We start from the raw sequence: 25,374 nt of genomic DNA on the forward strand, positions 1-25,374 counted from the left end.
GAGGAGGTTCCATGGAAGACGTGCAGCGGCCCGGGCGCAGGGCGCTCCTGGGCGCGACGGTACTGGGGGCGGCCGGCGCTGCCGCGATCGGCGCGGCGGGCCCCGCCGCGGCGGCCACCGCCCGGCCCGAGGGGTCCCGGGGACGCGGGCCGGACCGGCTGCCGGTACCCGCCGTCATCGCCCACCGGGGAGCCAGCGGCTACCGCCCGGAGCACACGTTCGGCGCCTACCGACTGGCGCTCGACATGGGCGCGGACGTGATCGAGCAGGACCTCGTGCCCACCCGGGACGGCCACCTCGTGTGCCGGCACGAGAACGAGATCGGCGGCACCACCGACGTCGCCGACCACCCGGAGTTCGCCGACCGCCGGACCACGAAGACCGTGGACGGCCGGGAGTTCACGGGCTGGTTCACCGAGGACTTCACCCTCCGGGAGCTGAAGACGCTGCGCGCGACCGAGCGCATCCCCGAGCGGCGGCCCGACAACACCCTCTACGACGGCCGTTGGGAGGTGCCCACGTTCGCCGAGGTGCTCGACTGGGCCGAGGCGGAGGGCCGTCGGCGGCGGCGCACCGTCTGGCTGCACGTCGAGACCAAGCACCCCAGCTACTTCCGGGCGCTCGGGCTCGGGCTGGAGGAGCGGCTGGCCCGGCTGCTGCGGGCGCACCGGCTGCACCGCCGGAGCGCGCCGGTGTTCGTCCAGTCCTTCGAGCCCGGCAGCATCCGGCGCATGGCCCGGCTGGTGGACACCCCCGGCGTCGTCCTGCTGTCCTCGGCCGGCTCCCGGCCGTGGGACTTCGTGGAGGCGGACGACCCGCGCACCGTCGCCGACCTCGTGACGCCCGAGGGGCTCGACTGGATCGCCTCGTTCGCCCGGGGCATCGGGCCGACGCTGGACCTGATCCTGCCCCGCCGCCCGGACGGGAGCCTCGGGGACCCGACGACCCTGGTGCGGGACGCCCACGCGCGCGGGCTGGTGCTGCACCCCTACACCATGCGCAACGAGAACGCCTTCCTCCCCGCCGACTTCCGTCGCGGCACCGACCCGGGCGCCTACGGCGACGCGTTCGGGGCCCTGCGCACCTACTTCGGGACGGGGATCGACGGCCTCTTCACCGACCACCCCGACACCGCCCTGCTGGCGGCCGACGACGTCCGGCGCGGGCGCGGCTGACCGGCCCGTTCCGGTGCGGGCCGGTACCGCACCGGAACACCGGGCCGATCCGGTGAATCGCAGGCGGGTCGGGAATCTCACAGGCGACTTGGCTGCCGCGGCGTTCCCGCTGCCTGGGATGTCTGCGCAGAATGCTCTGGACGGAGGTTGGAGAACCCGGTCAGGGGGGAAGGGTGCGAGAGACAACCGGCGTCACCAGGGCAGCCCCGCCCGTCCGCGCGACCCTCACTCCCCGGCGCGGCGGGCTCGAGACACCAGAAAGAGGCGTGCGCACATGGGCATGAGCGTGACCATCTCTGCGGCGACCGGCCAGGACACCGAGCAGATCCTCAAGCTCCAGTACCTGTGCTACCAGAGCGAGGCGGAGCTCTACCGTGACTGGAGTATCGAGCCGCTGACCCAGACGCTGGAGGCGCTGCGCGACGAGCTGGCCGGCGGGGTCGTCCTCGTGGCCCGGCTCGGCGGGGAGGTCGTCGGTTCGGTGCGCGGCACCGTCGACGCGGAGGGCACCGCGCACATCAACAAGCTCGTCGTCCACCCCCGGCTGCAACGCCACGGCCTCGGCGGCCGGCTGCTGACCGCCCTGGAGGACCGCCTCGCCGGGGAGCAGGGCGCCCGTCGGTTCCGCCTCTTCACCGGCCACCGCAGCGAGGGCAACCTGAGGCTGTACCGGCGCTGCGGCTACGTCGCCTCGGGCACCGAGCGGGTCTCTTCCCGGCTGAGCCTCATCACCCTGGAGAAGGCCGCCGTGGCCGAGGCGTACACCACCAGCGCCTGACGCCTGCCCGGGGGCGGCCGCCGGCCGTCCCCGCTCCGCTCAGGACGCCGGGGACCGCCGCAGCCACAGCAGCCCGACGACGGGCAGCACCAGGGGGATGAACAGGTACCCCATGCCGTAGGCCGACCAGACGGTGGTGTCGGGGAACGCCTCCGGGTCGAAGACGGACCACGTGCCGACCACGAGCACCCCGGCCAGCTCCGCCACGCACCCCGCCAGCGCCGTCCTGCGCGCCGCCTCCCCGCCGCGCACCAGGGCGACGGTGATGGCGCAGTACACGACGGCGGCCACGGCCGAGAGCGCGTAGGGCAGCGGGGCCTCCTCGAAGCGGGTGGCGATCTGGTAGGCCGAGCGCGAGGTGGCCCCCACGGCGAACACCGCGTAGAGCGTGACGAGCAGCCGGCCGGGGCCGGAACCGATCCGTCCGCCGTCCGCCGGATCGCCCCCGGCCCTCCCCGCCGACCGCCGGGGACGTGTCACCTCAGGCACCCGCGCCTCCCCAGATGTCGTAGAGCCGCACCTGCAGGACGGCCAGGACCACGGCGCCCGCGGCCACCGTCGCCGAACCCCAGCGGGTCCGCTCCGACAGGGACAGGAACGCGACGGCCGGGATCGCGCAGGCGCAGCCGACGAGGTAGGAGACGAAGACCACCGTGCCGTCGTCCGCCTCGGCGCCGCCCGCGAGTCGGACGACGCCGACGACCAGCTGCGCCAGCGCGAGCAGCGTGACGACCGCCATCCCGGCGAAGTGCCAGTCCTTGGTGGGCTCGTTCCGGTAGGCCGCCAGGCCGCACCAGGCGGCCAGCGCGAGCGCGGCCACGGCGACCGCGACCGTCAGCGGGGTGAACATGGCAGCGACTGTACTGCGCCGCCCCGCTTCGGCCGTTTCCGGGTGCTCCGCCGCGTCCCCGGTGGCCCGCGACGTCCGGGGGCCTCGGGGGCGTCCGGGGACGCCGGGGGCGACGTGGTCTTGACCACAGGACGCGCCGCTCCCCGGGCCCGGTCCGCCCTGCGGGTGTGACCCCTCGGAGCCGACTGCGCCGCAGGTCAGAGCCGGTGCGGACATGGGGTGCCCGGCGGACCGCGCCGAGCGCGACCACCGACGGCGACGTCCACTATCCGGACAGGCGTCTCCGTCGATGGGACGTTCGGGCGGCCGTCTGCTTGACTTGCCCCATGAGCACGACGCGCGGCCACCTTCACGTCACCGAGGCGACCTCCCTGCCCGGTGCCCGCTGCATGCGTCGAATGTGTGACCGCTGAGGGCCCCTACCGAAGCAGCCTCGCGCCCCGAAGCGAGCCCGTGCGCACCGCCGCCTGACCGACCCGCCCGACCAGTGTGCCCGGCCCCCCCGGGCTCCCGGTCCGCGCGCGCCGGGCGCACCGCGGCGCACGCCGCCTTCCGGCACCGACACACCCCCGCACGCCCGCCCCGCACGGGCCCCGGCGTGCCCGACAGTCACGGAATCCCAGTGATCACCACCACGGACCTGACGAAGGTCTACCGCACGCGCGACCGCGAGGTCACCGCCCTGGACGGGGTGAACCTGCACGTCCAGGAGGGCGAGGTCCACGGCGTCATCGGCCAGAGCGGGGCCGGGAAGTCCTCCCTGATCCGTTGCGTCAACCTGCTGGAGACGCCGACCTCCGGCACGGTGACGGTCGACGGCCGGGACCTGACGGCCCTCGCCGGACGGGGCGCCCGCCCCTCCGCCGCCCTGCGGCAGGCCCGCAGCCGCATCGGCATGGTCTTCCAGCACTTCAACCTGCTCTCCTCGCGCACGGTCCGGGGCAACGTCGAACTGCCCCTGGAGATCCTCGGCCTCGGGCGCGCCGAGCGCCGCCGCAAGGCGCTCGACCTCCTCGACCTGGTCGGGCTCGCCCCGCACGCGCGGGCCCATCCCGCCCAGCTCTCCGGTGGCCAGAAGCAGCGCGTGGGCATCGCCCGCGCGCTGGCCGGGGACCCGAAGGTGCTGCTGTCGGACGAGGCCACCTCCGCGCTCGACCCCGAGACCACCGCCTCCGTCCTCGCCCTCCTGCGCGATCTGAACCGGCAACTGGGCCTGACCGTCCTGCTCATCACCCACGAGATGGACGTCGTCAAGACGGTGTGCGACTCGGCCTCCCTCATGCGGGACGGACGGATCGCGGAGTCCGGCACCGTCCGCGAGCTGCTCGCCACCCCCGGCTCGGCCCTGGCCGCCGCGCTCTTCCCCGTGGGCGGTCCGCCACCCGAGGACGGCGACCGCACCGTCGTGGACGTCACCTTCCACGGCGCGGCCACCGGACGGCCGCTGATCTCCCAACTCGCCCGCACCTACCACGTCGACGTCTCCATCCTGGGCGCGGCGATGGACACCGTCGGCGGAGCGCAGATCGGCCGCATGCGGATCGAACTGCCCGGCCGCTTCAGCGACAACGTCGTGCCCATCGGCTTCCTGCGCGAACAGGGCCTCGCGGTGGAGGTCGTCACCGGCGCCGCACCGGCCGACGCCCAGGCGTCCGCCGCGCCGACGAAGGAGGCCACCCGATGACCTGGACCCAGATGCAGCCCCTGCTGACCCAGGCGTGCGTCGACACCCTCTACATGGTCGGCTGGTCCACGCTCGTCGCCGCGCTCGGCGGCGTCCCGCTCGGGGTCCTGCTCGTCCTCACCGACCGCGGCGGCATGCTGCGCAACCTCGCGGTGAACCGGGTGGTCGGCGCCGTCGTCAACGTGGGGCGTTCGCTGCCGTTCGTCATCCTGCTCGTCGCCCTGATCCCGTTCACCAGCGCGGTCGTCGGCACCTTCATCGGTCCGACGGCGGCCGTCGTGCCCCTGGCGGTCGGCGCCGTGCCGTTCTTCGCCCGGCTCGTCGAGACGGCCGTCCGCGAGGTCGACCGCGGCCTGGTCGAGGCCGCGCAGGCCATGGGCGGCGGTACCGGCACCGTCGTCTTCAAGGTCCTCCTGCCGCAGGCGCTGCCCTCGCTCGTGGCCGGGCTGACCACCACCGTCATCGTGCTGATCGGCTACTCGGCGATGGCCGGCGTCGTCGGGGCCGGCGGCCTCGGGGACCTCGCCCACACCTACGGCTACCAGCGCTTCGAGACGACGCTGATGCTCGTCACCGTCGCCGTGCTCGTCGCCCTGGTCACCCTCGTCCAACTGCTCGGCGACGCCGCCGTGCGGCTCCTCGGCCGCCGCGAACGCACCGGCTGAACGGCCGCGCCCCCAAGCCCCCGCGGAATCCACCGCGGACCCACCGCACACCACCGCCACAGGCCCGAACTCTTCGTCGGGCAGGCGCCATCCGAAAAGGGAGCACTCCTCGTGCGTACCACCACCATCACCGCCGCCGTCGCGGCCACCGCCGCGCTCACCCTCGGCCTCACCGCCTGCGGTACCGCCTCGGACCCCGGCGACGACGCCTCGGGCGACGGCGCGACGCTCACCGTCGCCGCCTCCGCGACCCCGCACGCCGAGATCCTGGAGTACGTCCGCGACCACCTGGCCGACGACGCCGGCCTGGACCTCAAGGTCCGGGTGGTCAACGACTACGTCCTGCCCAACACCGCCACGGAGAGCGGCGACGTCGACGCCAACTACTTCCAGCACCGGCCCTACCTCGACGACTTCAACGCCAAGAACGACACCCACATCACCCCCGTCGCCGACGTCCACCTGGAGCCGCTCGGCCTGTACTCCGAGGACGCCGACGCCCTCGACGCCCTCGGGGCCGGGGCGACGATCGCGCTGCCCAACGACACCACCAACGGCGGCCGGGCCCTGCACCTGCTCGCGGAGCACGGACTGATCGAACTCGCCGACGGCGCGGGCCAGGACGCCACCGTCGCCGACATCGCCGACGACAAGGGCCTGCGCTTCAAGGAGCTGGAGGCCGCCACGCTGCCTCGCGCCCTCGGCGAGGTGGACGCGGCCGTCATCAACGGCAACTACGCCATCGAGGCCGGGCTGGCACCGGCCGAGGACGCCCTCGCGCTGGAGACCGCCGAGGGCAACCCGTACGCCAACTTCCTCGCGGTGAAGGAGGGCGACGAGGACGACCCGCAGGTGCGCACGCTCGCGGGGCTCCTCAACTCCGAGGAGGTGCGGGCGTTCATCGAGGACGAGTACGCGGGCTCCGTCGTCCCCGCCTTCGGCACCGCGCGGGACTGACCGGCGCGGTCCGCCGCCCACCGGGCCGGTCCCTCACCCGTCGAGGGACCGGCCCGGCGCGCGCCCGCGGCCATGCTGCATGCTGTGCGGACGACCCCGTCGGCACGGAGAGGCGCATGACTTCCAGTTTCCCGGACATCTCCATCAGTACGGACCGGCTCGTGCTGCGACCGTTCGAGGAAGCGGACATCCCCGCGCTCACCGACATGATGAACGACGACCTCGTCACCGCGTGGACGGACGTCCCGCACCCCTTCACCGAGAGCCACGCCCGGGACTGGGTCACCCGGCGGGCCCCGCTGCGGCGTTCCTGCGGGAGCGGCATCGTCCTCGCCGTCAGCGAGTTCCTCACCGGACGGCTCGTGGGCAGCGTCGAGTTGCGCAACACCGACTGGCGCACCGCCGCCACCGAGGTGCGCTACGTCGTCGCCCAGTGGGCCCGCGGCGAGGGGTACGCCGCGGAGACGCTGCTGGCCGTCTCCGGCTGGCTCTTCGGCCACCAGGGCTTCGCCCGCCTGGAACTGCGCACCGCCGCCGGCAACACCGCCGCCCAGCAGGTGGCCCAGAAGATCGGCTGCATCAGCGAGGGCGTCCTGCGCAACGCCGGGACGACGCGCGTGCGCACCGACGACCGGGGCGCCGGAGACCCGGAGGCCACGGGCGAGTGGACCGACGCCCGCACCGACCTCATCGTCTGGAGCCTCCTGCCCGAGGACGTCGACGAGACGGGCGAGGAGCCGCCCGCCGTCGTCGAGCGCACCCCCGCCGAGCCGCGCGGGAGCCTCGGGTAATCTCATCGCGCCCGCCCATCGCCCCTCACCCCCGCAGGAGACCCGAAGCCGATGGCCGACCGTGTCACCGTGATCGGCTGGGACGGCTCTCCCCTGGGCGCCCCGGCCCGCGCCGCGCTCGGCGCCGCCACCCTCGTCGCGGGTGCCGCCCACCACCTCGACCTGCCCGACGTCCCGGCCGCCGCCGAACGCGTCCGGCTGGGCAGCATCACCCTCGCCGCCCGCCGCGTCGCCCGGCACCGGGGCACCGCCGTGGTGCTCGCCGACGGCGACCCCGGCTTCTTCGGCGTCGTCCGCGCCCTGCGCGCCCCCGAGCACGGGCTGGAGGTCGAGGTCGTCCCCGCCGTCTCCGCCGTGGCCGCCGCCTTCGCCCGCGCCGGCATGCCGTGGGACGACGCCCAGGTCGTCGTCGCGGGCAGCCGGACCCTGCGCCGCGCCGTCAACGTCTGCCGTGCCCACCCCAAGGTGGCCGTCCTCACCTCGCCCGGCGCGGGGCCCGCCGAACTGGCCCTGCTCCTCGGCGACGTGCACCGCACGTTCGTCATCTGCGAGGAACCGGGCACCACCCGCGAGCGCATGACGGTGCTGACCTCCGACAAGGTCGCCGACCACGTCTGGCGCGACCCGAACGTCGTCATCGTCGTCGGCGGACACGGCGCGGGGGCGGGCGCCGGCACCGGACAGGGCAGCGGGTGGATCGCGGGCCGGGAGCCGGGCTACCCGCGCGAGCACCGCGGCTGGGCGCTGCCGCGTCCGGCCCCCGGCGCCCCGCCCGCCCGCCCGACCACCGGCGAGTCGGCCCAGCTCCGCGCCGCCCAGCTGGCCCGCCTCGGCCCGCGCGCCGGCGACCTGGTGTGGGACATCGGGACGGGCGGCGGCGCCGTCGCCGTGGAGGCCGCCGGTTTCGGTGCCGCCGTCATCGCCGTCGACCGCAACGCCGAGGCGTGCGCGCGCACCACCGCCGCCGCCCGGCACCGGGGCGTCCAGCTCCAGGTCGTGCACGGCGGTGCCCCGCAGGTACTCCAGGACCTGCCCGAGCCCGACGTCGTCCGGGTGGGCGGCGGGGGCCTGCGGACGGTCACCGCCTGCGCCGACCGGCGGCCCGAGCGCCTCGTCACCCACGCCGGCAACCGCGACGAGGCCGAGGCACTCGGCCGGGTCCTGGCCGAGGCCGGGTACGCCGTCGAGTGCGTGCTGCTCCAGACCCTCGAACTGGACACGACCCGCTGGTCGGAACGGGACCGCACCGTCGTCTTCCTGCTCGCCGCCACCCGGATGTGATCTGTCGCGGACAACCGTGACCAACCGGGGTCAGTCGCCCACCCCCGGCCGGTCGGTCCGGGCAGGACCGGTAGGCTGACCGCCTGTTGTGCCGTCACCCTGAGTTGACGCTTTGTTCGGCAATGTACGGATGGCGACGGCGGGAGACGTGCCGCGCGCGGCGCATGCTCGTTCTCCCAGCGGGGGAGTCCCACGGGGACTCGAAGGAGCACTACCGATGGCGAGGGGTACGCATGACTGACACCGGCCACGTCCCGGCTGAGGGACTGCCGGAGAACGCAGGCGCACAGCCGGAGCAGGCGCACACGCCCGCCTCAGGCACGTACACCTTCGCGGACCCGGCCGCCGGCGGAGCGGTGGGCGACGAGGACGACCAGTTGCTCATGCCCGGTGCGCAGGGCGCGTGGAACGAGTCGGTGCACTCCACCCCCGCCCAGCCGGTCCCCTCCGCCGCGCACCTCCCGGGCCCGCACGACACGGCGGGCGGTGCCACGGGCCACCAGGAGTACGCCCCCGAGTACGCCCCGGCCCCCGAGTACGGGCCCGCCTCCGAGTACGCCCAGGGGCCGGAGTACGCCCCGGCGCCCGAGTACCCGCAGGGCGCCGGCCACACCGGCGGTCCCGTCGGCGGTGCCCCGCGCCGTCCGCTGCACCTCGGCCCGCCGGTCCCCGAGCAGTCCGGCGCGGTCCGGTCGCTGGCCGACCGCGGCCCCACGCCCTCGGCCGCGCCCCCCGGCCCGGCCCCGGCCGCCGAGTACCCCGCACCGCACGCGCCCGAGTACGCGGTCCCCGGACACCCCGACGCGGGCCGGGGCCCCGCGCTCCCCGCCGAGGGCGGGTACGCCCCGGCGGCGGAGCAGCCGGCGGCCGGCTTCGAGCCGCAGCACGTCGCCACGCCCGTGCAGCCCGGGGCGTGGTCCGTCCCGGCGGACCACGCCCCGGGCGGCCGGCCGCAGCCGGACGCGGAGCCGGCCGGCCCCTCCCCGCAGGCACCCCCGCCGGGCCCCGACCCGGCCGCCGAGGCGCTCGCCGAGCCGGTGGCGCGGCCCGAGCCGCAGGCCCCCGCGCCGGACCCGGAGCCGTCCGCCGAGCCCGGTGCACAGCCCGTCGCGCCGGTGGAGACCCCCGAGGGCCCCGCCGGCGCGGCCGGGCCCGCGCCCGCCCCGATCGTCGAACAGCCGCAGGAGCAGGCCGTGGTGGCGCAGGAGCCGGCCGCCGAGCCGGTCGCCGTCGAGCCGACCCCGGCCGAGTCCCCGCAGGGGCCGGTGCACCCGGAGGCGACGGTCGAGGTACCGCAGACGGTGGAAGCGACCGACGGCGTCGGCGCCCCGGACGCCGTACCCGCGCCCGTGGTCGAGGCGGCCCCCGCCGACGCTGCGCCCGAGCCCGTCGCGCAGCCGGAACCGGCCGTCGCGGAGGCCGTCGCCGAGACCCCCGTGGCCCCGGAAGCCCCCGACGGTGCGACACCCGCGCCCGGCGAGACACCGTCGGACGCGGCCGGAACGGCACCGCCCGCCCCCGAGGCCGAGTCCGCCCCCGAGGCCGAGTCCGCCCCCGACGCCGAGTCCGCCCCCGACGCCGAGGCGGCCGTGCCCCCGGACGCCGAGGCCGAGGCCGCCGCCCCCGCGCAGCCCGAACCGCCCCGGACCCCGCCGGCCCCCGGCTACCCGGACGCCGAACGCGAGGCGCTGCACAGGGTCATGCGCGAGCGCCGCGACATCCGCAACGGCTTCCGCTCCGACCCGATCCCGCACGAGGTGCTGCTGCGCGTCCTGGAGGCGGCCCACACCGCGCCGAGCGTCGGCCACTCCCAGCCGTGGGACTTCGTCATCATCCGCTCGGAGGAGACCCGCCGGGCGATGCACGAGCTGGCCGTGCGGCAGCGTGAGGCGTACGCCAAGTCGCTGCCCCGCGCGCGGGCCAAGCAGTTCAAGGAACTGAAGATCGAGGCCATCCTCGACACCCCGGTCAACATCGTCGTCACCGCCGATCCGACGCGCGGCGGGCGGCACACCCTCGGCCGCCACACCCAGCCGCAGATGGCGCCCTACTCCTCGGCGCTGGCGGTGGAGAACCTGTGGCTCGCCGCCCGGGCCGAGGGGCTCGGCGTCGGCTGGGTGAGCTTCTTCGACGAGCGCGAGATGGTGACGGCGCTCGGCCTGCCGGAGCACCTGGAGGTCGTGGCCTACCTGTGCATCGGGTACGTCGACGCCTTCCCCGACGAGCCCGAGCTCGCACAGGCGGGCTGGTCCAAGCGGCGCCCGCTGGCCTGGGTCGTGCACGAGGAGTCCTACGGCCGCCGGGTCCTGCCCGGCGGCGCGCCCAGCGACCTGCTGGCCGAGACCCTCGCGGGCATCCGCCCGCTGGACGCCAAGGCTCTCGGCGAGGCGTGGGAACGGCAGAAGCGCATGACCAAGCCCTCCGGGGCGCTCGGCATGCTGGAGATCATCTCCGCGCAGCTCAGCGGCCTGGCGCGCAAGTGCCCGCCGCCGGTCCCCGAACCCGCCGCCGTGGCGGTCTTCGCCGGCGACCACGGGGTGCACGCCCAGGGCGTCACCGCCTGGCCGCAGGAGGTCACCGCCCAGATGGTGGCCAACTTCCTGGGCGGCGGCGCCGTCTGCAACGCCTTCGCGAACCAGGTGGGCGCCGAGGTGTGCGTGGTGGACGTCGGCGTGGCGGCCGAACTGCCCGCCACCCCGGGGCTGCTGCCGCGCAAGGTGCGCCCGGGCACGGCCGACATCACCGCCGGCCCCGCCATGGAGCGCGCCGAGGCCGTGCGCGCGATCGAGGTCGGCATCGAGACCGCACGCGACCTGGTCACGGCGGGCAACCGGGCGCTGCTCACCGGCGAGATGGGCATCGCCAACACCACGGTCTCCGCCGCCCTGATCTCGGCCTTCACCGGCACGGACCCGGCCGAGGTGACGGGCCGGGGCACCGGCATCAACGACGAGATGCACGGCCACAAGATCGACGTCGTCCGCCGCGCCCTGGAACTCCACCAACCGGACCCGGGCGACCCCATCGGCGTCCTCGCCGCGCTCGGCGGGCTGGAGCACGCCGCGCTCGTCGGCCTCATTCTCGGCGGCGCGAGCCTGCGGACCCCGGTGATCCTCGACGGCGTCAGCGCCGGGGCCGCGGCCCTGGTGGCCCGCGCCATCGCACCGGAGGCGCTGGCCGCCTGCGTGGCCGGCCACCGCGGTGCGGAGCCCGGCCACGTGGTCGCCCTCACCAAGCTGGGCCTGCGCCCGCTGGTGGACCTGGACCTCCGGCTCGGCGAGGGCACCGGTGCCCTCCTCGCCCTCCCGGTCGTCCAGTCCGCCGCGCGCGCGATGCACGAGGTGGCGACGTTCGACGCGGCGGGTGTGACCGAGAAGGGCTGACCGGCCGACCAGGGCCGACGCCACACTCCCGTAACACCCGCCGTCTACGATGGTGCCGACACGCCGACCGCACCGTCGTGACCGACCGACGACGCCGCTTCACCGCCGCAGCGGCTCAGCACCACCGCCCGAGGAGCCGCACCGCCATGCCCGACACGCCCGCCTATCCCGTCGGACTGCGGCTGACCGGCCGCCGCGTGGTCGTCCTCGGCGGGGGTGGCGTCGCCCAGCGGCGGCTGCCCGCCCTCGTCGCCTCGGGGGCGGACGTCCTGCTGGTCTCGCCCTCCGCGACACCCTCCGTGGAGGCCATGGCGGAGACGGGCGAGCTGACCTGGGAGCGGCGCACCTACCGTCCGGGCGACCTGGCGCAGGCGTGGTACGCGCTCATCGCCACCAGCGACCCGGCCGCCAACCACGCCGCCTCCGCCGAGGCCGAGGCCCACCGGGTGTGGGCGGTGCGCAGCGACGACGCCGACGCCGCGACCGCGTGGACGCCCGCGACCGGCCGCAGCGAGGGCGTCACGGTGGCCGTCCTGACCGGCAGCGACCCGCGCCGCTCGGCGGCCGTGCGCGACGCCGTGGTCGAGGGGCTGCGCGACGGCACGCTCGCCGCCCCCCAGTACCGCACCAGGACGCCCGGGGTGGCCCTGGTCGGCGGCGGCCCGGGGGACCCGGACCTCATCACCGTGCGGGGGCGGCGGCTGCTCGCGGAGGCCGACGTCGTCATCGCCGACCGGCTCGGGCCGCGCGACCTGCTGGACGAACTGCCCCCGCACGTCGAGGTGGTCGACGCCGCGAAGATCCCCTACGGCCGGTTCATGGCGCAGGAGGCCATCAACCAGGCCCTGGTCGCCTACGCCAAGGAGGGCAAGTCCGTCGTCCGGCTCAAGGGCGGCGACCCCTTCGTCTTCGGCCGGGGGATGGAGGAGGTGCAGGAGCTGACGCGGGCCGGTGTGCCCGTCACCGTCGTCCCGGGCATCTCCAGCTCCATCAGCGTGCCGGGCGCCGTCGGCATCCCCGTGACGCACCGGGGCGTGGCCCACGAGTTCACCGTCGTCAGCGGCCACGTCGCTCCGGACGACGCCCGCTCGCTCGTGGACTGGCGCGCGCTCGCCGCCCTGCGCGGCACGCTCGTCCTGCTCATGGCCGTCGAACGGATCGGCGCGATCGCCGAGGCGCTGATCGCCCACGGCCGGGACGCGGACACCCCGGTGGCCGTCGTCCAGGAGGGCACCATGGCCACCCAGCGCCGGGTGGACGCCACCCTGGCCACCGTCGGTGAGCGGGTGCGCGCGGAAGAGGTCCGCCCGCCGGCCGTCATCGTCATCGGCGACGTCGTCGCCGTCCGCCCCGACGCACCCGGCCCCGGGACGCCGGACGCCGAGGGCGGCGCGGGTGGCTGAGCCGGTCACCGTCGAGGACCCGGACGACCCCCGGCTGCACGACTACACCTCCCTGACCGACGTCGCGCTGCGGCGTCGCCGCGAACCGGCCGAGGGGCTGTTCATCGCCGAGGGCGAGAAGGTCGTCCGGCGCGCCCTGGCCGCCGGGCACCCCATGCGGTCGATGCTGCTGTCCGCCAAGTGGGCCGGGCCGATGCGCGACGTCATCGAGGCCGCCACCGCGCCGGTGTACCTGGTCAGCCCCGAGGTCGCCGAGCGGGTGACCGGCTACCACGTGCACCGGGGCGCGCTCGCCTCGATGGAACGCCACGCCCTGCCGCCCCCGGAGGACCTGCTCGACGGCACCGACCGGGTCGCCGTCTTCGAGGACATCGTCGACCACGCCAACCTGGGGGCGGCCTTCCGCAACGCGGCTGCCCTCGGCGTGGGGGCCGTCCTCCTCAGCCCGCGCTGCGCCGACCCGCTGTACCGCCGCGCCGTGAAGGTCTCCATGGGCGCCGTCTTCCACGTGCCCTGGACACGCCTGACCACCTGGCCGGACGACCTGGCCCTGCTGCGCCGGGCGGGCTTCGTCACCGCGGCCCTCTGCCTGGGCGAGCGGTCGGTCACCCTGGACGAGCTGGCCGCCCGGCGCCATCCGAGACTCGCCCTGGTCCTGGGGACCGAGGGAGAGGGACTGACACCGGGGGCGCTGGCCGCCACCGACGCGCACGTGCGCATCCCCATGGACGCCGGGGTGGACTCCCTCAACGTCGCCGCCGCCTCGGCCGTCGCGTTCTACGCCACCCGCCCGTCCCGCTGACCGCCACGACGCCGACGGCCGCCGCTCAACCCGGCGTCGGAACCGCCCCGTCCGGCACGGCCGGGGCCGTGCCGGACGCGGGCGCCGAGCGCTGCGCGTGCCCGGCCCGCCCCTGGCATCCCTGCACCACCGCGATCCCGAGCGCCACGAGCAGGGTGACCGTCACGAAGACGACCAGGCGCTGCCGCATCAGCCGCCGGTCCGGGCCACCGCCGCGCCCGTGCGGGCGCGTCGGGTGACGCTGGGCGCGGCGGGGCCGCCGCGCGGGAGGGTCCCCGGCCGTGCGCCGCTCCGACGCGGGCCGCCGACCGGGGCCCGGTACGGTACGCGGCGGCGGAGTGCGACGGTCCCCCGCCCGGCCGCCGTCCCCCGCCGGGCCCGCGCCGCGCGAAGCGGGGCGGGGCGTGGGACGCGGGGCGGGCCGGGGGGTGGGACGGGTGCCCCGCTCACCGCGCGAGGCCACGGGGTCCGCGGCCCGCCGGAGGGCCGGGCGCGGGATCGGTGTCATGCCCTCCGGCAGCCCCCGGGCCTCGCGGGCGGCGATCTCCTTGAGCCGCAGTGAGAGCTGGGCCGTCGTCGGGCGCTCCGGCGCCGCCTTGGCCAGGCAGGCGTACACGATCGGCGCCAGGGCCGGCGGCACCGTCTGGAGCTGCGCCTCCTCGTGCACGACCCGGTAGAGCATCACCTCGGAACTGCCGTGCCCGAAGGGGGAGTCGCCGGTGGCGGCGTAGGCCAGCGTCGCGCCGAGGGAGAAGACGTCGGTCGCCGGGGTCACGCCCGCCCCGCGCACCTGCTCCGGAGCCAGGAACCCGGGGGAGCCCACGGCGGTGCCCACGTGGGTCAGGGTGCTCGCGCCCGTGGACCAGGCGATGCCGAAGTCGATGATGCGCGGCCCCTTGGGGGACAGGAGGATGTTGGACGGCTTGAGGTCCCGGTGGACGACCCCGGCCTCGTGCACCGCGACCAGGCCCTCCGCCAGCGCGGCCCCGATCGCGGCGACCTGTGCCGGGGGCAGCGGGCCGCCCTCGTTCACCTTGTCGTGCAGCGACGGCCCGGGTACGTACTGGGTGGCGAACCACGGGCGGTCCGCCTCCAGGTCGGCGGCGACGAGGCGGGCCGTGCAGCCCCCGCGGATGCGCCGCGCCGCCGAGACCTCGCGGGCGAAACGGGCGCGGAACTCCTGGTCCTCGGCGAGGTCGGGCCGGATGACCTTCAGCGCCACCCGCTGGCCGCGCCGGTCCGAACCGAGGTAGACGACCCCCATCCCGCCCGCGCCCAGCCGCCGGTGGAGCTTGTACGAGCCGACGACTCGCGGGTCCTCACGTCGGAGCCGCATCATCGCCATGTCCCTTCCCCTACCTCCGGTGGGGAGGCCCCACATGCCGATCCGTTGACGGTCCACAGCTTACGGACTGGCGCCTCCGCACGCCGTAAGGCCGCGCACTCGGCGTGGACACGTTGCCCGCGCCGCCGGTGCGGCAATTCGGTTGCGCAGCCGGGGAGCTGGCGGCGCCCCCGGCAGGGCCGCAGGTCAACTGCGCGCGTCGCACTGGCATCTGACGTACCGCCAGTCACGCTCGCGCACTTCGTCCGACTCCGTGACGGTGAACGGCCGCCGCGCGCGGGGCCGTCGCCGCCCGCGGTGCCGGGCACCGGTGGTGACCGAGGTCACCACCGGCCCGTGCGGGCGGCGCGCCGGACCCCTGGGGGACACCCCCGGTACGGACGGGCCGCCTCTCCACCCTGGGGAGTAGGACGCGGCCCGTGGGGTCCTCCTGCGGGATGCCCCCCGTTCGGTACGCCGGCATGACGCCCCGGCCCGCCGCGCCGCCTAGTTTTGAAGGCAAGCGGCGGGTGCTGCACTCGTCCCCCGAGGTCACTCACCCGCCGCCCTCGATCACGACGGGAGCTGAGCATGGCGAGCACGGCGGGAAGCGCGGCCCTCCGGGCACCGGGACGGCGCCCGGAGGCCCACCTCCGGCGCGCGGACGGTGGCTCCGGTGTGCGGACCCGGCCCTCGGGCACGCGGCACCCCCTGGTGGCCGCGGCCATGGTCATCCCCCTCGCCCTGTGCCTCGCCGTGCTCTTCGGCGGCGTGGAGGCCGTGATCACCCAGGCGTCGTCCGTGGCAGGAATGCTGGGGCGCTGAGCAGGCGCTCCGGGCCCGGGAGAGCGGCCCGGGTTGGGGATTTCCTGACCGACCCCGTGGGGACGGGGGTGCGGCGGACGGCACGCGGGCCCGGGCGGGCATCGACCGCCCGGGCCCCGCGACGTCGGCGGCCGGGCTGTGCCCACGCAAGCACGTGCGGGCACAGAAGAACGCCCCGGACCACGAGAGGGCCGGGGCGTTGGGCGGTGGACGATACTGGGATTGAACCAGTGACCTCTTCCGTGTCAGGGAAGCGCTCTCCCGCTGAGCTAATCGTCCGGGCGGTCCGTCGCCGGACCCGTGCGCGATACTGGGATTGAACCAGTGACCTCTTCCGTGTCAGGGAAGCGCTCTCCCGCTGAGCTAATCGCGCGGGCGGTCCGTCGCCGGACCAGTGGACGATACTGGGATTGAACCAGTGACCTCTTCCGTGTCAGGGAAGCGCTCTCCCGCTGAGCTAATCGTCCATGGAGGTGGAGACGGGATTTGAACCCGTGTAGACGGCTTTGCAGGCCGTTGCCTCGCCTCTCGGCCACTCCACCAGGAGCGCGGGGGCCGATGAGTACAGCCCCCACTGTCCGAGCGGACGACGAGATTCGAACTCGCGACCCTCACCTTGGCAAGGTGATGCTCTACCAACTGAGCCACGTCCGCAGGTGCCTCCGGGGCCCGTTGTGGCGGCCCGGCGACGTGTTGAACTCTAGCGGATTCCCGGGCCAGCTCAAATTCCGTTCACCCAGCGTGCCCGTCCTAGACTCGAAGGCGTGCTCGAATCCGTACCCCTCGCCCGCTTCGGCGCCCTCGTGGCCTCCGACCTGCGGGATGTCACCGACGACCCCCGGGCGCTGGAGTCCGGCGGCTGGTGGGCCGTCGTCGCCGACTTCGAGGGCCGCCTGCTGTGTGCCCGCTTCGGCCACGTGCGGCGCGCGCCCGCCGCCGCGCCGCCGACCCCCTGGCGCGGCCCGCGCCGGGGGAGCTGGACGTCGTCCCTGGACCGCGCCGCCTACACCGCGGCCGTCGCCCGCGTCCGCGAGCACATCGCCGCCGGGGACGTCTACCAGGCGAACCTCTGCCGCGTCCTCAGCGCGCCGCTGCCCGACCCGGACGCCGCCGACATCGACGCGCTCGGCGGCCGGCTCGCCCACGGCAACCCGGCGCCCCACGCCGGCGTCGTCCGGCTCCCCGCCCACGGCGTCGAGGTGGCGACCGCCTCACCCGAGCTCTACCTGCGCCGCGCCGGGCGGACGGTCCTGTCCGGGCCCATCAAGGGGACGGCCCGCACCGAGGACGGGCTGCTGGAGAAGGACCACGCCGAGAACGTCATGATCGTCGATCTCGTCCGCAACGACCTGGGACGGGTGTGCGCCTCCGGCAGCGTCTCCGTCCCGGCCCTGTGCGCCGTCGAACAGCACCCCGGGCTCGTGCACCTGGTCTCCACGGTGCGGGGGGAGCTGGCCGGCGGCGCGGGCTGGCCCGAGCTCCTCGCCCACACCTTCCCGCCCGGCTCGGTCACCGGCGCTCCCAAGTCCAGCGCCCTGCGGATCATCCGCTCCCTGGAGCCGGTGCCACGCGGCCCCTACTGCGGAGGCGTCGGCTGGGTCGACGCGGACCGGGGCACGGGCGAGCTCGCCGTCGGCATCCGCACCTTCTGGATCGACCGCACCGCCCCCGGGGGCGCCGCCCTGCGCTTCGGCACCGGCGCCGGCATCACCTGGGGTTCCGACCCGCAGGGCGAGTGGGCGGAGACGGAACTCAAGGCCGAGCGCCTCCTGGCGGTAGCGTCGGGGGCACACGAGCACGTCGCAACGGGAGGTAGGCCGTGACGCTGATCTGGCTGGACGGCAGGCTGCAGGACGCGGACAGCGCGCGGGTGTCGGTGTTCGACCACGGGCTCACCGTGGGCGACGGCGTCTTCGAGACCGTCAAGGCCGTCCACGGACGTCCCTTCGCCCTCACCCGCCACCTGCGCCGCCTGGCCCGGTCCGCCCGGGGCCTGGGCCTGCCCGAACCGGACCAGGACGAGGTGCGCCGCGCCTGCGCCGCCGTCCTCGACGCCGCCGCCGTGCCGCTCGGGCGACTGCGCATCACCTACACCGGCGGCGTGTCCCCGCTCGGCTCCGACCGGGGCGAGGCGGGGCCCACGCTCGTCGTGGCCCTCGGCGAGGCCCGGCGCAGGCCCGACACCACGGCCGTCGTCACCGTGCCCTGGACGCGCAACGAGCGCGGCGCCCTCACCGGCCTGAAGACGACCTCCTACGCCGAGAACGTCGTGGCGCTCGCCCACGCCCACCGGGCCGCCGCCTCCGAGGCGCTGTTCGCCAACAGCACCGGCGCGCTGTGCGAGGGCACCGGATCCAACGTGTTCGTCGTCCTCGACGGCGAGCTGTACACGCCGCCCCTCGCCTCGGGCTGCCTGGCCGGCATCACCCGCGAGCTGGTGCTCGAGTGGAGCGGGGCCCGCGAGGCCGATCTCCCCGTGGACGTCCTGGAGCGCGCGCAGGAGGTCTTCCTGACCTCGTCGCTGCGGGACGTCCAGGCCGTCCGCCGTGTCGACGGCCGGGAGCTGCCGGAGGCGCCGGGACCCGTCACGACCAAGGCCATGCGGACCTTCGACGAGCGCTCCGGCGCCGACCTCGACCCCTGAGGGTGCGTCCGGGCCCGGCACCGGGTAGAAATCTGCGATGACCACCACGCTGCGCCCGAACGGGGCCGAGACGCAGGCGGCCGACGGCGGCCGATCGCGCACCTACGCCGTCTGCGTGAACGGCCGCCCGGTCGGCGGCGTCCGGCTCGCCACCGCCCCGCCGCCGCTGGCCACCGGCTTCGTCCGGGAGCTCACCGTCGACCCGGACCAGCGGCGCCGGGGCCGGGCCACCGTCGCCGTCCTGGCCGCCGAGGAGATCCTGCGCAGTTGGGGCTGCCGCCGTGTCCGCACCGAGATTCCCGCCGGCGCCGAGGCGGCGCGGCGGCTCGCCACGGCGCTCGGATACCGCGAGAGCAACCGACACCTGGCCAAGGAGGTCACCGCGCCCCCGCCGGTCCTGCCCCCGGGCAGCGCGGACCGCCGCATGGGCGATGAGGAGTTCCGTGCCTGGCAGAGCGCGGAGAAGGGCCGCTACGCCCGTACCTGGGCGCAGGAGGGGCTCGACGCGGCCGAGGCGGCCGCCAAGGCGGACCACGACCACGCCGTGTACCTGCCCGACGGGGCGCGCACGCCCGGGGCCGTCCTGCGCGTCCTCGCGCACGACGGGGTCGACGTGGGCACGCTGTGGCTGGCCCCGGAGGGCCCCACCGGCGCGGGCGCCTATCTGTACACGGTCCGGGTCGAGCCGGGCCACCGGGGGAAGGGCCACGGCCGCACCCTGCTGCGCGTCGCGGAACGGGAGTGCCTGGCCGCGGGCGTCCCCGTGCTGACCCTGAACGTCTTCACGGCCAACACCACCGCCCTCGGCCTCTACACCTCACTCGGCTACCGCGCGACCCACCACCACTACGCGAAGCGGCTCCTGTAGGGGGTGTGTGTCGCGCGGAGCCGTGGCTCAGCCGCGCCCCAGCAGCCGGTCGGCGGTCTCCTCGATCCGCTCGCGCAGGCCCTCCTGGCTCCGGCCGCCGTCCAGGCGCCGCCCGTCGATGACGTAGGTGGGCGTCCCGGTCACCCCCAGAGCTCTGCCCTCGGCCTGGTCGGCGTCGACGGCGAGCAGGTGCCGGCCGTCGATCAGGGCCGTGTCGATCTCCTCGGCGTCGACGCCGACCTCCTCGGCCACCTCCAGCAGCACCGGCTCCCCGCGCTCGCGCAGCCCGGCCGTCCGGGCCAGCAGCGCCCGGACGTACTCCTCCCCGCGCTCCTGCGCGTACGCCTCCTCGGCCGCCTGCGCCGCCGCGTACGCGTGCCGGTTCTTGGCGAGGGGGAAGTGCCGGAACCGGACGTCCACCTGCTGCCCGTAGCGCTCCCGCAGCAGGTCCACATCCGCGAGGGCGGTGTGGCAGTCGGGGCACTGGAGGTCGAACCAGGCGTCGAGGACGGCGACGGCGGCCGGGGTGTCGGTCATGCGGACAGTCTGTCAGTCGGGCCGGACCCGAGGTCCCGCGGAGGGCGGGATCGGGTGCAGGATGGAGACATGCTGACCGTCACCGTGTGCGCCGCACTCTCCGCAGCCGGGCTGGCCGTGTCGTTCCTGACCGCCTGGCGCCGCCGTTTCGTCGCCGCCACCCGGATCGCGGCGATCTCCCTGGTGCCGATCGGGCTGGCCCTGTCCGGGCTGCTCGGCATGTTCGGGGACGTCGCCCGGTCCATCGGCTCGTGGGCGGCGGACCTCGTCCTGGACCCGGGCGTGTGGATCGGCTTCGGCGTCCTGGCGGTGTCGGTGGTGCTGTACGTGGTGGCCCGCGTCGCCGGGGGTCGTTCCGCGCGCCGGGGCCGGGCCGCCGAGGCCGCCGGTGGGGCCCCGGCCACCGGGCCCGGCCGGTCGGCGGCCCCCGTCGAGGGCCGCAGGCCGGGCGGGTCGGCCCCGTCGCCGGGAGGCGGCGAGGACTTCTCGGACATCGAGGAGATCCTCAAGAAGCACGGGATCTGACGAACTCTCCTTCTTCCCGGGCGTGTTGACGCCGTGCGGGGGGCGGTCCTGGGCGATCATCGCGGCGAGATGCCGTACTTCCCGCCCCACTCCGCACCGCCCGCTCCGCCGGACTCCTCCGAGCCGGCCGCCCCGCCCCCGGAGCACGAGCCGCGCGGCTGCCTGTTCGCCCTCTCCCAACCGCCGCTCATGCTCTTCCTGGCGGTGATCGGAGCCCTGCTGCTGATCACCGCCGTGCACGACCTCTTCGTGCTCTGAGACCCGCCGGCCAGACCCGGTCCGGTCCCGGGGGGACCGGCCGCGCTCAGCTTCCGGCGGCCTCCCGCTGCCGGGCCCGGTAGGCGGCCACGTGGAGCCGGTTGCCGCAGGTGCGGCTGTCGCAGTAGCGCCGGGAGCGGTTGCGTGAGAGGTCGATGAAGGCGCGTCCGCAGTCGGGGGCGGCGCAGCGGCGTAGCCGCTCCCGCTCACCGGCGACGAGCAGGAAGCCCAGCGCCATCCCGCCGTCCGCCGCGAGGTGGTCGGCGACGGAGGCGCCCGGTGCGAAGTAGTGGACGTGCCAGTCGTGGCCGTCGTGGTCGGTGAGCTGGGGCGTGGTGCCCGCCTCGGCGACCAGTGCGTTGACCAGTGCGGAGGCGGTCCGCACGTCGGTGGCGGCGAAGATCCGGCCGAGCTGGTCCCGTACGCGGCGCACGGCGGCGACGTCCTCGTCCGTCAGCGCGTCCACGCCGCTGAAGTGGTTGCGTCGTACGTAGGCGCGCAGCTCCTCCACGTCACGCAGCGTGTCGGGGGAGCCGGAGTCCGGCGCCGTGTTGAGCAGGTCGACGACCACGTCGAGCGCGTGCCGGGTGTCGTGGTTGATCAGCACGGTCGGTCGCTCCCCAGGCTGGTGTACACGTCTGTACCCATCGTCCGTCATCGCCGGACCGTCGGGCGACGGTTCCGGAGCGTCATTGACCGGAGACTCTAGCTGGTCGTGAACACGCCGATGCCGCCGCCACAGGCAGCCGCGGCGGCGGCATCGGTGTTCCGCGCGGTGGAGCGGTCCGCGCCGTCGCCCCGAGTCGGACGGCACGGAGTCGGGGGCGTCAGCTCTCCGCGAGGATCTGGGAGAGCTCCGTGTCGAGGTCGAAGTGACGGTGTTCGGTGCCGGGAGGGACGGCGGCGTCGGTCCGCTTCAGGAACGACTCCAGCGCCCGCGCGGGCGCTTCCAGCAGCGCCTCGCCCTCCGGGGAGCTGAGGGCGATGCAGACGACGCCCTGCCCGTGGCTTCGGGAGGGCCAGACACGGACGTCTCCCGTGCCGGTGGGCCGGTGCAGGCCCTCGGCGAGGAGATCGCGGGCGAAAACCCACTCGACGGTCTCCTCGGCGCCGGTGTGGAAGGTCGCATGCACGGCGTAGGGGTCGGCCGTGTCATACCGCAGGCCCGCGGGGACGGGCAGGGAGGACTCGCTCGATACAACGAGGCGCAGGTGCAGCTCGCAGCTGACCGTGGTGTTCATAAGCGCCAGGGCCTTTCGCTCAGTGTGCGCTCGGGGGTTCGCACGTCGGCGCAATCGACATGCCACCTACCGGCCGGTTGTAAACCCCTCTGACCGTTTTGTACCGCTTCATGTCATTCGTACAGCGGATTGCGGCTTTGCGCCATTCGTCCATCCCGGTGAGCGGTGGGGGTGATTCCCGAGCCGGTGCACCCGGCTCGGGCCGGGGGCGTCCATGGTCATCCGGGCCACTGACATGGGGTAATGTTGGCGCCGCAGCGCGGGCGATTAGCTCAGCGGAAGAGCGCTTCGTTCACACCGAAGAGGTCACTGGTTCGAACCCAGTATCGCCCACCGCCTGTCCGGGCCCGGGAGCACGCGCTTCCGGGCCCGTGGTGTCGGACCGTTCGGCGCCACACGGTTTGGTGGAAGTCTCGCGGCGCCTGTATGGTTCTCTCCGTGCCGCAGAGCACCGGGGGCGATTAGCTCAGCGGAAGAGCGCTTCGTTCACACCGAAGAGGTCACTGGTTCGAACCCAGTATCGCCCACTCCGGCAAGCCGGTCCGTCCGAGACGGACCGGCTTTCGTGCGTCCGGGCTCCCGCCTGCCCCGGAACCACTTCGCGTCCCCACCCGGCGGCTCGGTACGATTCGGGCCTGCCCCCGGCGTCCGCCCGGGCAGGCCCCGCAGAGCCAAGGGAGAGATCCGGTGTCCGATGTCCGTGTGACCGTCCAACGCGATTCCGAGCGGGAAGAGCGCGTGGTGACCACGGGCACGACGGCCGCCGCGCTCTTCGAGGGGCAGCGCTCGGTCGTCGCGGTGCGCGTCGGCGGGCAGCTGAGGGACCTCGCCCACGTGCCGGCGGACGGCGACGTCGTCGAGCCCGTCGAGCTCTCCAGCCCCGACGGTCTGGACATCCTGCGGCACTCCACCGCGCACGTCATGGCGCAGGCCGTCCAGGAGCTCTTCCCCGAGGCCAAGCTCGGCATCGGCCCGCCCATCAAGGACGGCTTCTACTACGACTTCGACGTCGAGCACCCCTTCCAGCCCGAGGACCTCAAGCGCGTCGAGAAGAAGATGCAGGAGATCGTCAAGCGCGGTCAGCGCTTCTCCCGGCGCGTCACCACCGACGAGGACGCCCGTGCGGAGCTGGCCGGGGAGCCCTACAAGCTGGAGCTGATCGGCCTCAAGGGCGCGGCCGCCGACGCCGCCGAGGGCGCCTCCGCCGAGGTCGGCGCCGGCGAGCTCACCATCTACGACAACCTGGACGCCAAGACGGGCGAGCTGTGCTGGAAGGACCTCTGCCGAGGCCCGCACCTGCCCACCACCCGCCTCGTCCCGGCGTTCAAGCTCATGCGCTCGGCTGCCGCGTACTGGCGGGGCAGCGAGAAGAACAAGCAGCTCCAGCGCATCTACGGCACCGCCTGGCCGTCCAAGGACGAGCTGAAGGCGTACCTGGAGTTCCTCGCCGAGGCCGAGAAGCGCGACCACCGCAAGCTCGGCGCCGAGCTGGACCTCTTCTCGGTGCCCGAGGAGCTGGGCTCCGGGCTCGCGGTCTTCCACCCCAAGGGCGGCATCGTGCGCCGCGTCATGGAGGACTACTCGCGCAAGCGGCACGAGGAGTCGGACTACGAGTTCGTCAACACGCCGCACATCAGCAAGGAGGGCCTCTTCGAGACCTCCGGGCACCTGCCGAACTACGCCGAGTCCATGTTCCCGCCCGTGGAGTTCGAGGGGCAGAACTACCGCCTCAAGGCGATGAACTGCCCCATGCACAACCTGATCTTCAAGGCGCGCGGACGGTCCTACCGTGAGCTGCCGCTGCGGCTGTTCGAGTTCGGCACCGTGTACCGCTACGAGAAGTCCGGCGTCGTGCACGGCCTGACCCGCGCACGCGGCTTCACCCAGGACGACTCGCACATCTACTGCACCACCGAGCAGATGCCGGGCGAGCTGGACGGCCTCCTCACCTTCGTCCTGGACCTGCTCCGCGACTACGGCCTCGGCGACTTCGAACTGGAGCTGTCCACCCGGGACGACTCCGAGAAGTTCATCGGCGAGCCCGAGGAGTGGGAGGAGGCCACGGCCGCCCTGCGCGCGGCGGCCGACAAGCAGGGCCTCGCGCTCGTCATGGACCCGGGCGGCGCCGCGTACTACGGGCCGAAGATCTCCGTCCAGGCCCGGGACGCCCTCGGCCGCAGCTGGCAGATGTCCACGATCCAGGTGGACTTCCAGCAGCCCAAGCGCTTCGAGCTGGAGTACACGGCGGCCGACGGCTCCCGGCAGCGGCCGGTGATGATCCACCGCGCGCTGTTCGGCTCCATCGAACGGTTCTTCGCGGTGCTGCTGGAGCACTACGCGGGGGCGTTCCCCGCCTGGCTCGCCCCCGTGCAGGCCGTCGGCATCCCGATCGGCGACGGCCACGTGCCCTACCTGGAGGAGTTCGCAGCCCAGGGGAAGAAGCGCGGGCTGCGGATGGAGGTCGACACCTCCTCGGACCGGATGCAGAAGAAGATCCGCAACGCCCAGAAGGCCAAGATCCCCTTCATGGTCATCGCCGGTGACGAGGACGTCGCCAACGGCGCCGTGAGCTTCCGCTACCGGGACGGCTCGCAGAAGAACGGCATCCCGCAGGACGAGGCCCTCGCGGAGATCGCCCTCGCCGTCGCCGAACGCGCGCAGGTCTGACCCGCGGGCGTGCCGGGACCCCGCATCCGCGCGGTGCGGGGTCCCGTCCTCCCCGGCGGTCGTCCCCCGTCCCCCGACGACACGCCGCCGGGGGAGCACGCCATATGCTGGCCCGCATGAGCAGCGAGCCGGAGCAGCAGATCGGGGTCGGGGCGCCGGACGCGTTCCAGCGTCTGTGGACGCCGCACCGCATGGCGTACATCCAGGGCGAGAACAAGCCGTCCGGGCCGGGGCCCGCCGACGGCTGCCCGTTCTGCCACATTCCGGAGAAGAGCGACGAGGACGGACTCGTCCTCGCCCGCGGCGAGCACGTCTACGCGGTGCTCAACCTCTATCCGTACACCGGCGGCCACTGCATGTCCGTCCCCTACCGGCACGTCGCGGACTACACGGACCTGACGGCCGCCGAGACCTCGGAGCTCGCGGAGTTCACCAAGCGGGCGATGACCGCGCTGCGCGTGGCCTCCGGGGCCCAGGGGTTCAACATCGGACTCAACCAGGGCGCCGTCGCCGGGGCGGGGATCGCCGCCCACCTGCACCAGCACGTCGTCCCGCGCTGGGGCGGCGACACGAACTTCATGCCCGTCGTGGGGCACACCCGGGTGCTGCCCCAGCTGCTGGCCGACACGCGGAACATGATCGCCGAGGCGTGGCCGCGCCCCTGACGCCCGGGCCCCGCCCCCGGCGGCCCGGCCCCGGGGCGCCGGGGGCGGGGC

24 protein-coding genes and 7 tRNA genes are annotated in these 25,374 nt (G+C 74.8%); 20 read left to right on the forward strand and 11 right to left on the reverse strand.

Going from position 1 to position 25,374, the window contains the following annotated elements:
- Positions 1-11: 11 nt before the first annotated feature.
- The gene (locus tag IF129_RS08600) at positions 12-1,175 is read left to right on the forward strand and encodes a glycerophosphodiester phosphodiesterase (RefSeq protein WP_191208925.1); all 1,164 of its coding nucleotides are present in this window, start codon (positions 12-14) and stop codon (positions 1,173-1,175) included.
- 274 nt (positions 1,176-1,449) lie between these two features.
- A complete protein-coding gene (locus IF129_RS08605; protein ID WP_191208926.1) occupies positions 1,450-1,953 on the forward strand; it encodes a GNAT family N-acetyltransferase in 504 nt (167 codons plus the stop codon).
- A gap of 39 nt (positions 1,954-1,992) precedes the next feature.
- On the opposite strand, the gene IF129_RS08610 is transcribed toward IF129_RS08605, so the two are convergent.
- Together IF129_RS08610 and IF129_RS08615 are read right to left on the reverse strand one after the other, a co-directional pair.
- The gene (locus IF129_RS08610) at positions 1,993-2,433 is read right to left on the reverse strand and encodes a hypothetical protein (protein WP_191209140.1); all 441 of its coding nucleotides are present in this window, start codon (positions 2,431-2,433) and stop codon (positions 1,993-1,995) included.
- A gap of 1 nt (position 2,434) precedes the next feature.
- Positions 2,435-2,803 (reverse strand): hypothetical protein, encoded by a 369-nt coding sequence (locus tag IF129_RS08615; RefSeq protein ID WP_191208927.1) that lies wholly within the window; start codon positions 2,801-2,803, stop codon positions 2,435-2,437.
- A gap of 622 nt (positions 2,804-3,425) precedes the next feature.
- Between IF129_RS08615 and IF129_RS08620 the strand changes: the two genes are divergently transcribed.
- From IF129_RS08620 to IF129_RS08655, 8 genes are all read left to right on the forward strand, one after another.
- Positions 3,426-4,487 carry a methionine ABC transporter ATP-binding protein gene (locus IF129_RS08620; RefSeq protein ID WP_191208928.1) on the forward strand — a complete coding sequence of 354 codons (1,062 nt, stop codon included), beginning with the start codon at positions 3,426-3,428 and terminating at the stop codon, positions 4,485-4,487.
- Complete coding sequence (locus IF129_RS08625; RefSeq protein WP_191208929.1) at positions 4,484-5,152, forward strand: methionine ABC transporter permease; 669 nt, start codon at positions 4,484-4,486, stop codon at positions 5,150-5,152. Before IF129_RS08620 ends, IF129_RS08625 begins: the two co-directional genes overlap by 4 nt.
- A gap of 111 nt (positions 5,153-5,263) precedes the next feature.
- A complete protein-coding gene (locus tag IF129_RS08630; RefSeq protein ID WP_191208930.1) occupies positions 5,264-6,109 on the forward strand; it encodes a MetQ/NlpA family ABC transporter substrate-binding protein in 846 nt (281 codons plus the stop codon).
- A gap of 116 nt (positions 6,110-6,225) precedes the next feature.
- The gene (locus tag IF129_RS08635; RefSeq protein WP_191208931.1) at positions 6,226-6,900 is read left to right on the forward strand and encodes a GNAT family N-acetyltransferase; all 675 of its coding nucleotides are present in this window, start codon (positions 6,226-6,228) and stop codon (positions 6,898-6,900) included.
- Positions 6,901-6,951: 51 nt separating this feature from the next.
- Positions 6,952-8,181: a precorrin-6y C5,15-methyltransferase (decarboxylating) subunit CbiE gene (cbiE, locus tag IF129_RS08640; protein WP_191208932.1), complete on the forward strand. Its 1,230-nt coding sequence runs from the start codon at positions 6,952-6,954 to the stop codon at positions 8,179-8,181.
- Between the two features lie 233 nt (positions 8,182-8,414).
- On the forward strand, positions 8,415-11,564 hold the full coding sequence (cobT, locus tag IF129_RS08645) for a nicotinate-nucleotide--dimethylbenzimidazole phosphoribosyltransferase (protein ID WP_191208933.1): 3,150 nt from the start codon (positions 8,415-8,417) through the stop codon (positions 11,562-11,564).
- A 146-nt stretch (positions 11,565-11,710) separates the two neighbouring features.
- Positions 11,711-12,967: a uroporphyrinogen-III C-methyltransferase gene (gene cobA / locus IF129_RS08650; RefSeq protein WP_191208934.1), complete on the forward strand. Its 1,257-nt coding sequence runs from the start codon at positions 11,711-11,713 to the stop codon at positions 12,965-12,967.
- Entirely contained in the window at positions 12,960-13,769 is an 810-nt protein-coding gene (locus IF129_RS08655; protein WP_191208935.1) for a TrmH family RNA methyltransferase, read from the forward strand. Before cobA ends, IF129_RS08655 begins: the two co-directional genes overlap by 8 nt.
- Positions 13,770-13,794: 25 nt before the next feature.
- Here IF129_RS08655 and IF129_RS08660 read toward each other — a convergent pair whose 3' ends face one another.
- Positions 13,795-15,114: a serine/threonine-protein kinase gene (locus tag IF129_RS08660; protein WP_191208936.1), complete on the reverse strand. Its 1,320-nt coding sequence runs from the start codon at positions 15,112-15,114 to the stop codon at positions 13,795-13,797.
- A gap of 570 nt (positions 15,115-15,684) precedes the next feature.
- Between IF129_RS08660 and IF129_RS08665 the strand changes: the two genes are divergently transcribed.
- A complete protein-coding gene (locus IF129_RS08665) occupies positions 15,685-15,918 on the forward strand; it encodes a hypothetical protein (RefSeq protein ID WP_191208937.1) in 234 nt (77 codons plus the stop codon).
- 207 nt (positions 15,919-16,125) lie between these two features.
- Here the strand turns inward: IF129_RS08665 and IF129_RS08670 are convergent.
- From IF129_RS08670 to IF129_RS08690, 5 genes are all read right to left on the reverse strand, one after another.
- Positions 16,126-16,197, reverse strand: a tRNA-Val gene (locus tag IF129_RS08670).
- Between the two features lie 22 nt (positions 16,198-16,219).
- Positions 16,220-16,291, reverse strand: a tRNA-Val gene (locus IF129_RS08675).
- A gap of 22 nt (positions 16,292-16,313) precedes the next feature.
- Positions 16,314-16,385: transfer RNA gene (locus IF129_RS08680), tRNA-Val, on the reverse strand.
- Between the two features lies 1 nt (position 16,386).
- Positions 16,387-16,460, reverse strand: a tRNA-Cys gene (locus IF129_RS08685).
- A gap of 39 nt (positions 16,461-16,499) precedes the next feature.
- Positions 16,500-16,572, reverse strand: a tRNA-Gly gene (locus tag IF129_RS08690).
- A gap of 110 nt (positions 16,573-16,682) precedes the next feature.
- On the opposite strand from IF129_RS08690, the gene IF129_RS08695 reads away from it, so the two are divergent.
- Genes IF129_RS08695 through IF129_RS08705 form a run of 3 tightly spaced genes read left to right on the forward strand, consistent with a single transcriptional unit; the run spans position 16,683 to position 19,430 of the window.
- Positions 16,683-17,741 carry a chorismate-binding protein gene (locus tag IF129_RS08695; RefSeq protein ID WP_191208938.1) on the forward strand — a complete coding sequence of 353 codons (1,059 nt, stop codon included), beginning with the start codon at positions 16,683-16,685 and terminating at the stop codon, positions 17,739-17,741.
- 2 nt (positions 17,742-17,743) lie between these two features.
- Entirely contained in the window at positions 17,744-18,562 is an 819-nt protein-coding gene (locus IF129_RS08700) for an aminotransferase class IV (RefSeq protein ID WP_191209141.1), read from the forward strand.
- A 37-nt stretch (positions 18,563-18,599) separates the two neighbouring features.
- Entirely contained in the window at positions 18,600-19,430 is an 831-nt protein-coding gene (locus IF129_RS08705; RefSeq protein WP_191208939.1) for a GNAT family N-acetyltransferase, read from the forward strand.
- Positions 19,431-19,457: 27 nt separating this feature from the next.
- Here IF129_RS08705 and IF129_RS08710 read toward each other — a convergent pair whose 3' ends face one another.
- Positions 19,458-19,967 carry a DsbA family protein gene (locus IF129_RS08710; protein ID WP_191208940.1) on the reverse strand — a complete coding sequence of 170 codons (510 nt, stop codon included), beginning with the start codon at positions 19,965-19,967 and terminating at the stop codon, positions 19,458-19,460.
- Between the two features lie 69 nt (positions 19,968-20,036).
- On the opposite strand from IF129_RS08710, the gene IF129_RS08715 reads away from it, so the two are divergent.
- Together IF129_RS08715 and IF129_RS08720 are read left to right on the forward strand one after the other, a co-directional pair.
- Positions 20,037-20,492: a hypothetical protein gene (locus tag IF129_RS08715; protein WP_191208941.1), complete on the forward strand. Its 456-nt coding sequence runs from the start codon at positions 20,037-20,039 to the stop codon at positions 20,490-20,492.
- A 69-nt stretch (positions 20,493-20,561) separates the two neighbouring features.
- A complete protein-coding gene (locus IF129_RS08720) occupies positions 20,562-20,750 on the forward strand; it encodes a hypothetical protein (RefSeq protein ID WP_191208942.1) in 189 nt (62 codons plus the stop codon).
- A 46-nt stretch (positions 20,751-20,796) separates the two neighbouring features.
- On the opposite strand, the gene IF129_RS08725 is transcribed toward IF129_RS08720, so the two are convergent.
- Together IF129_RS08725 and IF129_RS08730 are read right to left on the reverse strand one after the other, a co-directional pair.
- On the reverse strand, positions 20,797-21,357 hold the full coding sequence (locus tag IF129_RS08725) for a CGNR zinc finger domain-containing protein (protein WP_191208943.1): 561 nt from the start codon (positions 21,355-21,357) through the stop codon (positions 20,797-20,799).
- 220 nt (positions 21,358-21,577) lie between these two features.
- On the reverse strand, positions 21,578-21,991 hold the full coding sequence (locus tag IF129_RS08730; RefSeq protein WP_191208944.1) for an SsgA family sporulation/cell division regulator: 414 nt from the start codon (positions 21,989-21,991) through the stop codon (positions 21,578-21,580).
- A gap of 261 nt (positions 21,992-22,252) precedes the next feature.
- Between IF129_RS08730 and IF129_RS08735 the strand changes: the two genes are divergently transcribed.
- The 4 genes from IF129_RS08735 to IF129_RS08750 all read left to right on the forward strand — a co-directional run bounded on the left by IF129_RS08735 (position 22,253) and on the right by IF129_RS08750 (position 25,323).
- Positions 22,253-22,324 (forward strand) — tRNA-Val (locus IF129_RS08735).
- Positions 22,325-22,446: 122 nt separating this feature from the next.
- Positions 22,447-22,518: transfer RNA gene (locus IF129_RS08740), tRNA-Val, on the forward strand.
- Between the two features lie 160 nt (positions 22,519-22,678).
- Entirely contained in the window at positions 22,679-24,658 is a 1,980-nt protein-coding gene (gene thrS, locus IF129_RS08745; RefSeq protein WP_191208945.1) for a threonine--tRNA ligase, read from the forward strand.
- Positions 24,659-24,762: 104 nt separating this feature from the next.
- Positions 24,763-25,323, forward strand: coding sequence for an HIT family protein (locus IF129_RS08750; RefSeq protein ID WP_191208946.1), 561 nt, complete (start codon positions 24,763-24,765; stop codon positions 25,321-25,323).
- Positions 25,324-25,374: the final 51 nt, after the last annotated feature.

The sequence above is a fragment of the Streptomyces chumphonensis genome (assembly GCF_014779715.1).
GTDB classification, from domain to species: domain Bacteria; phylum Actinomycetota; class Actinomycetes; order Streptomycetales; family Streptomycetaceae; genus Streptomyces; species Streptomyces chumphonensis.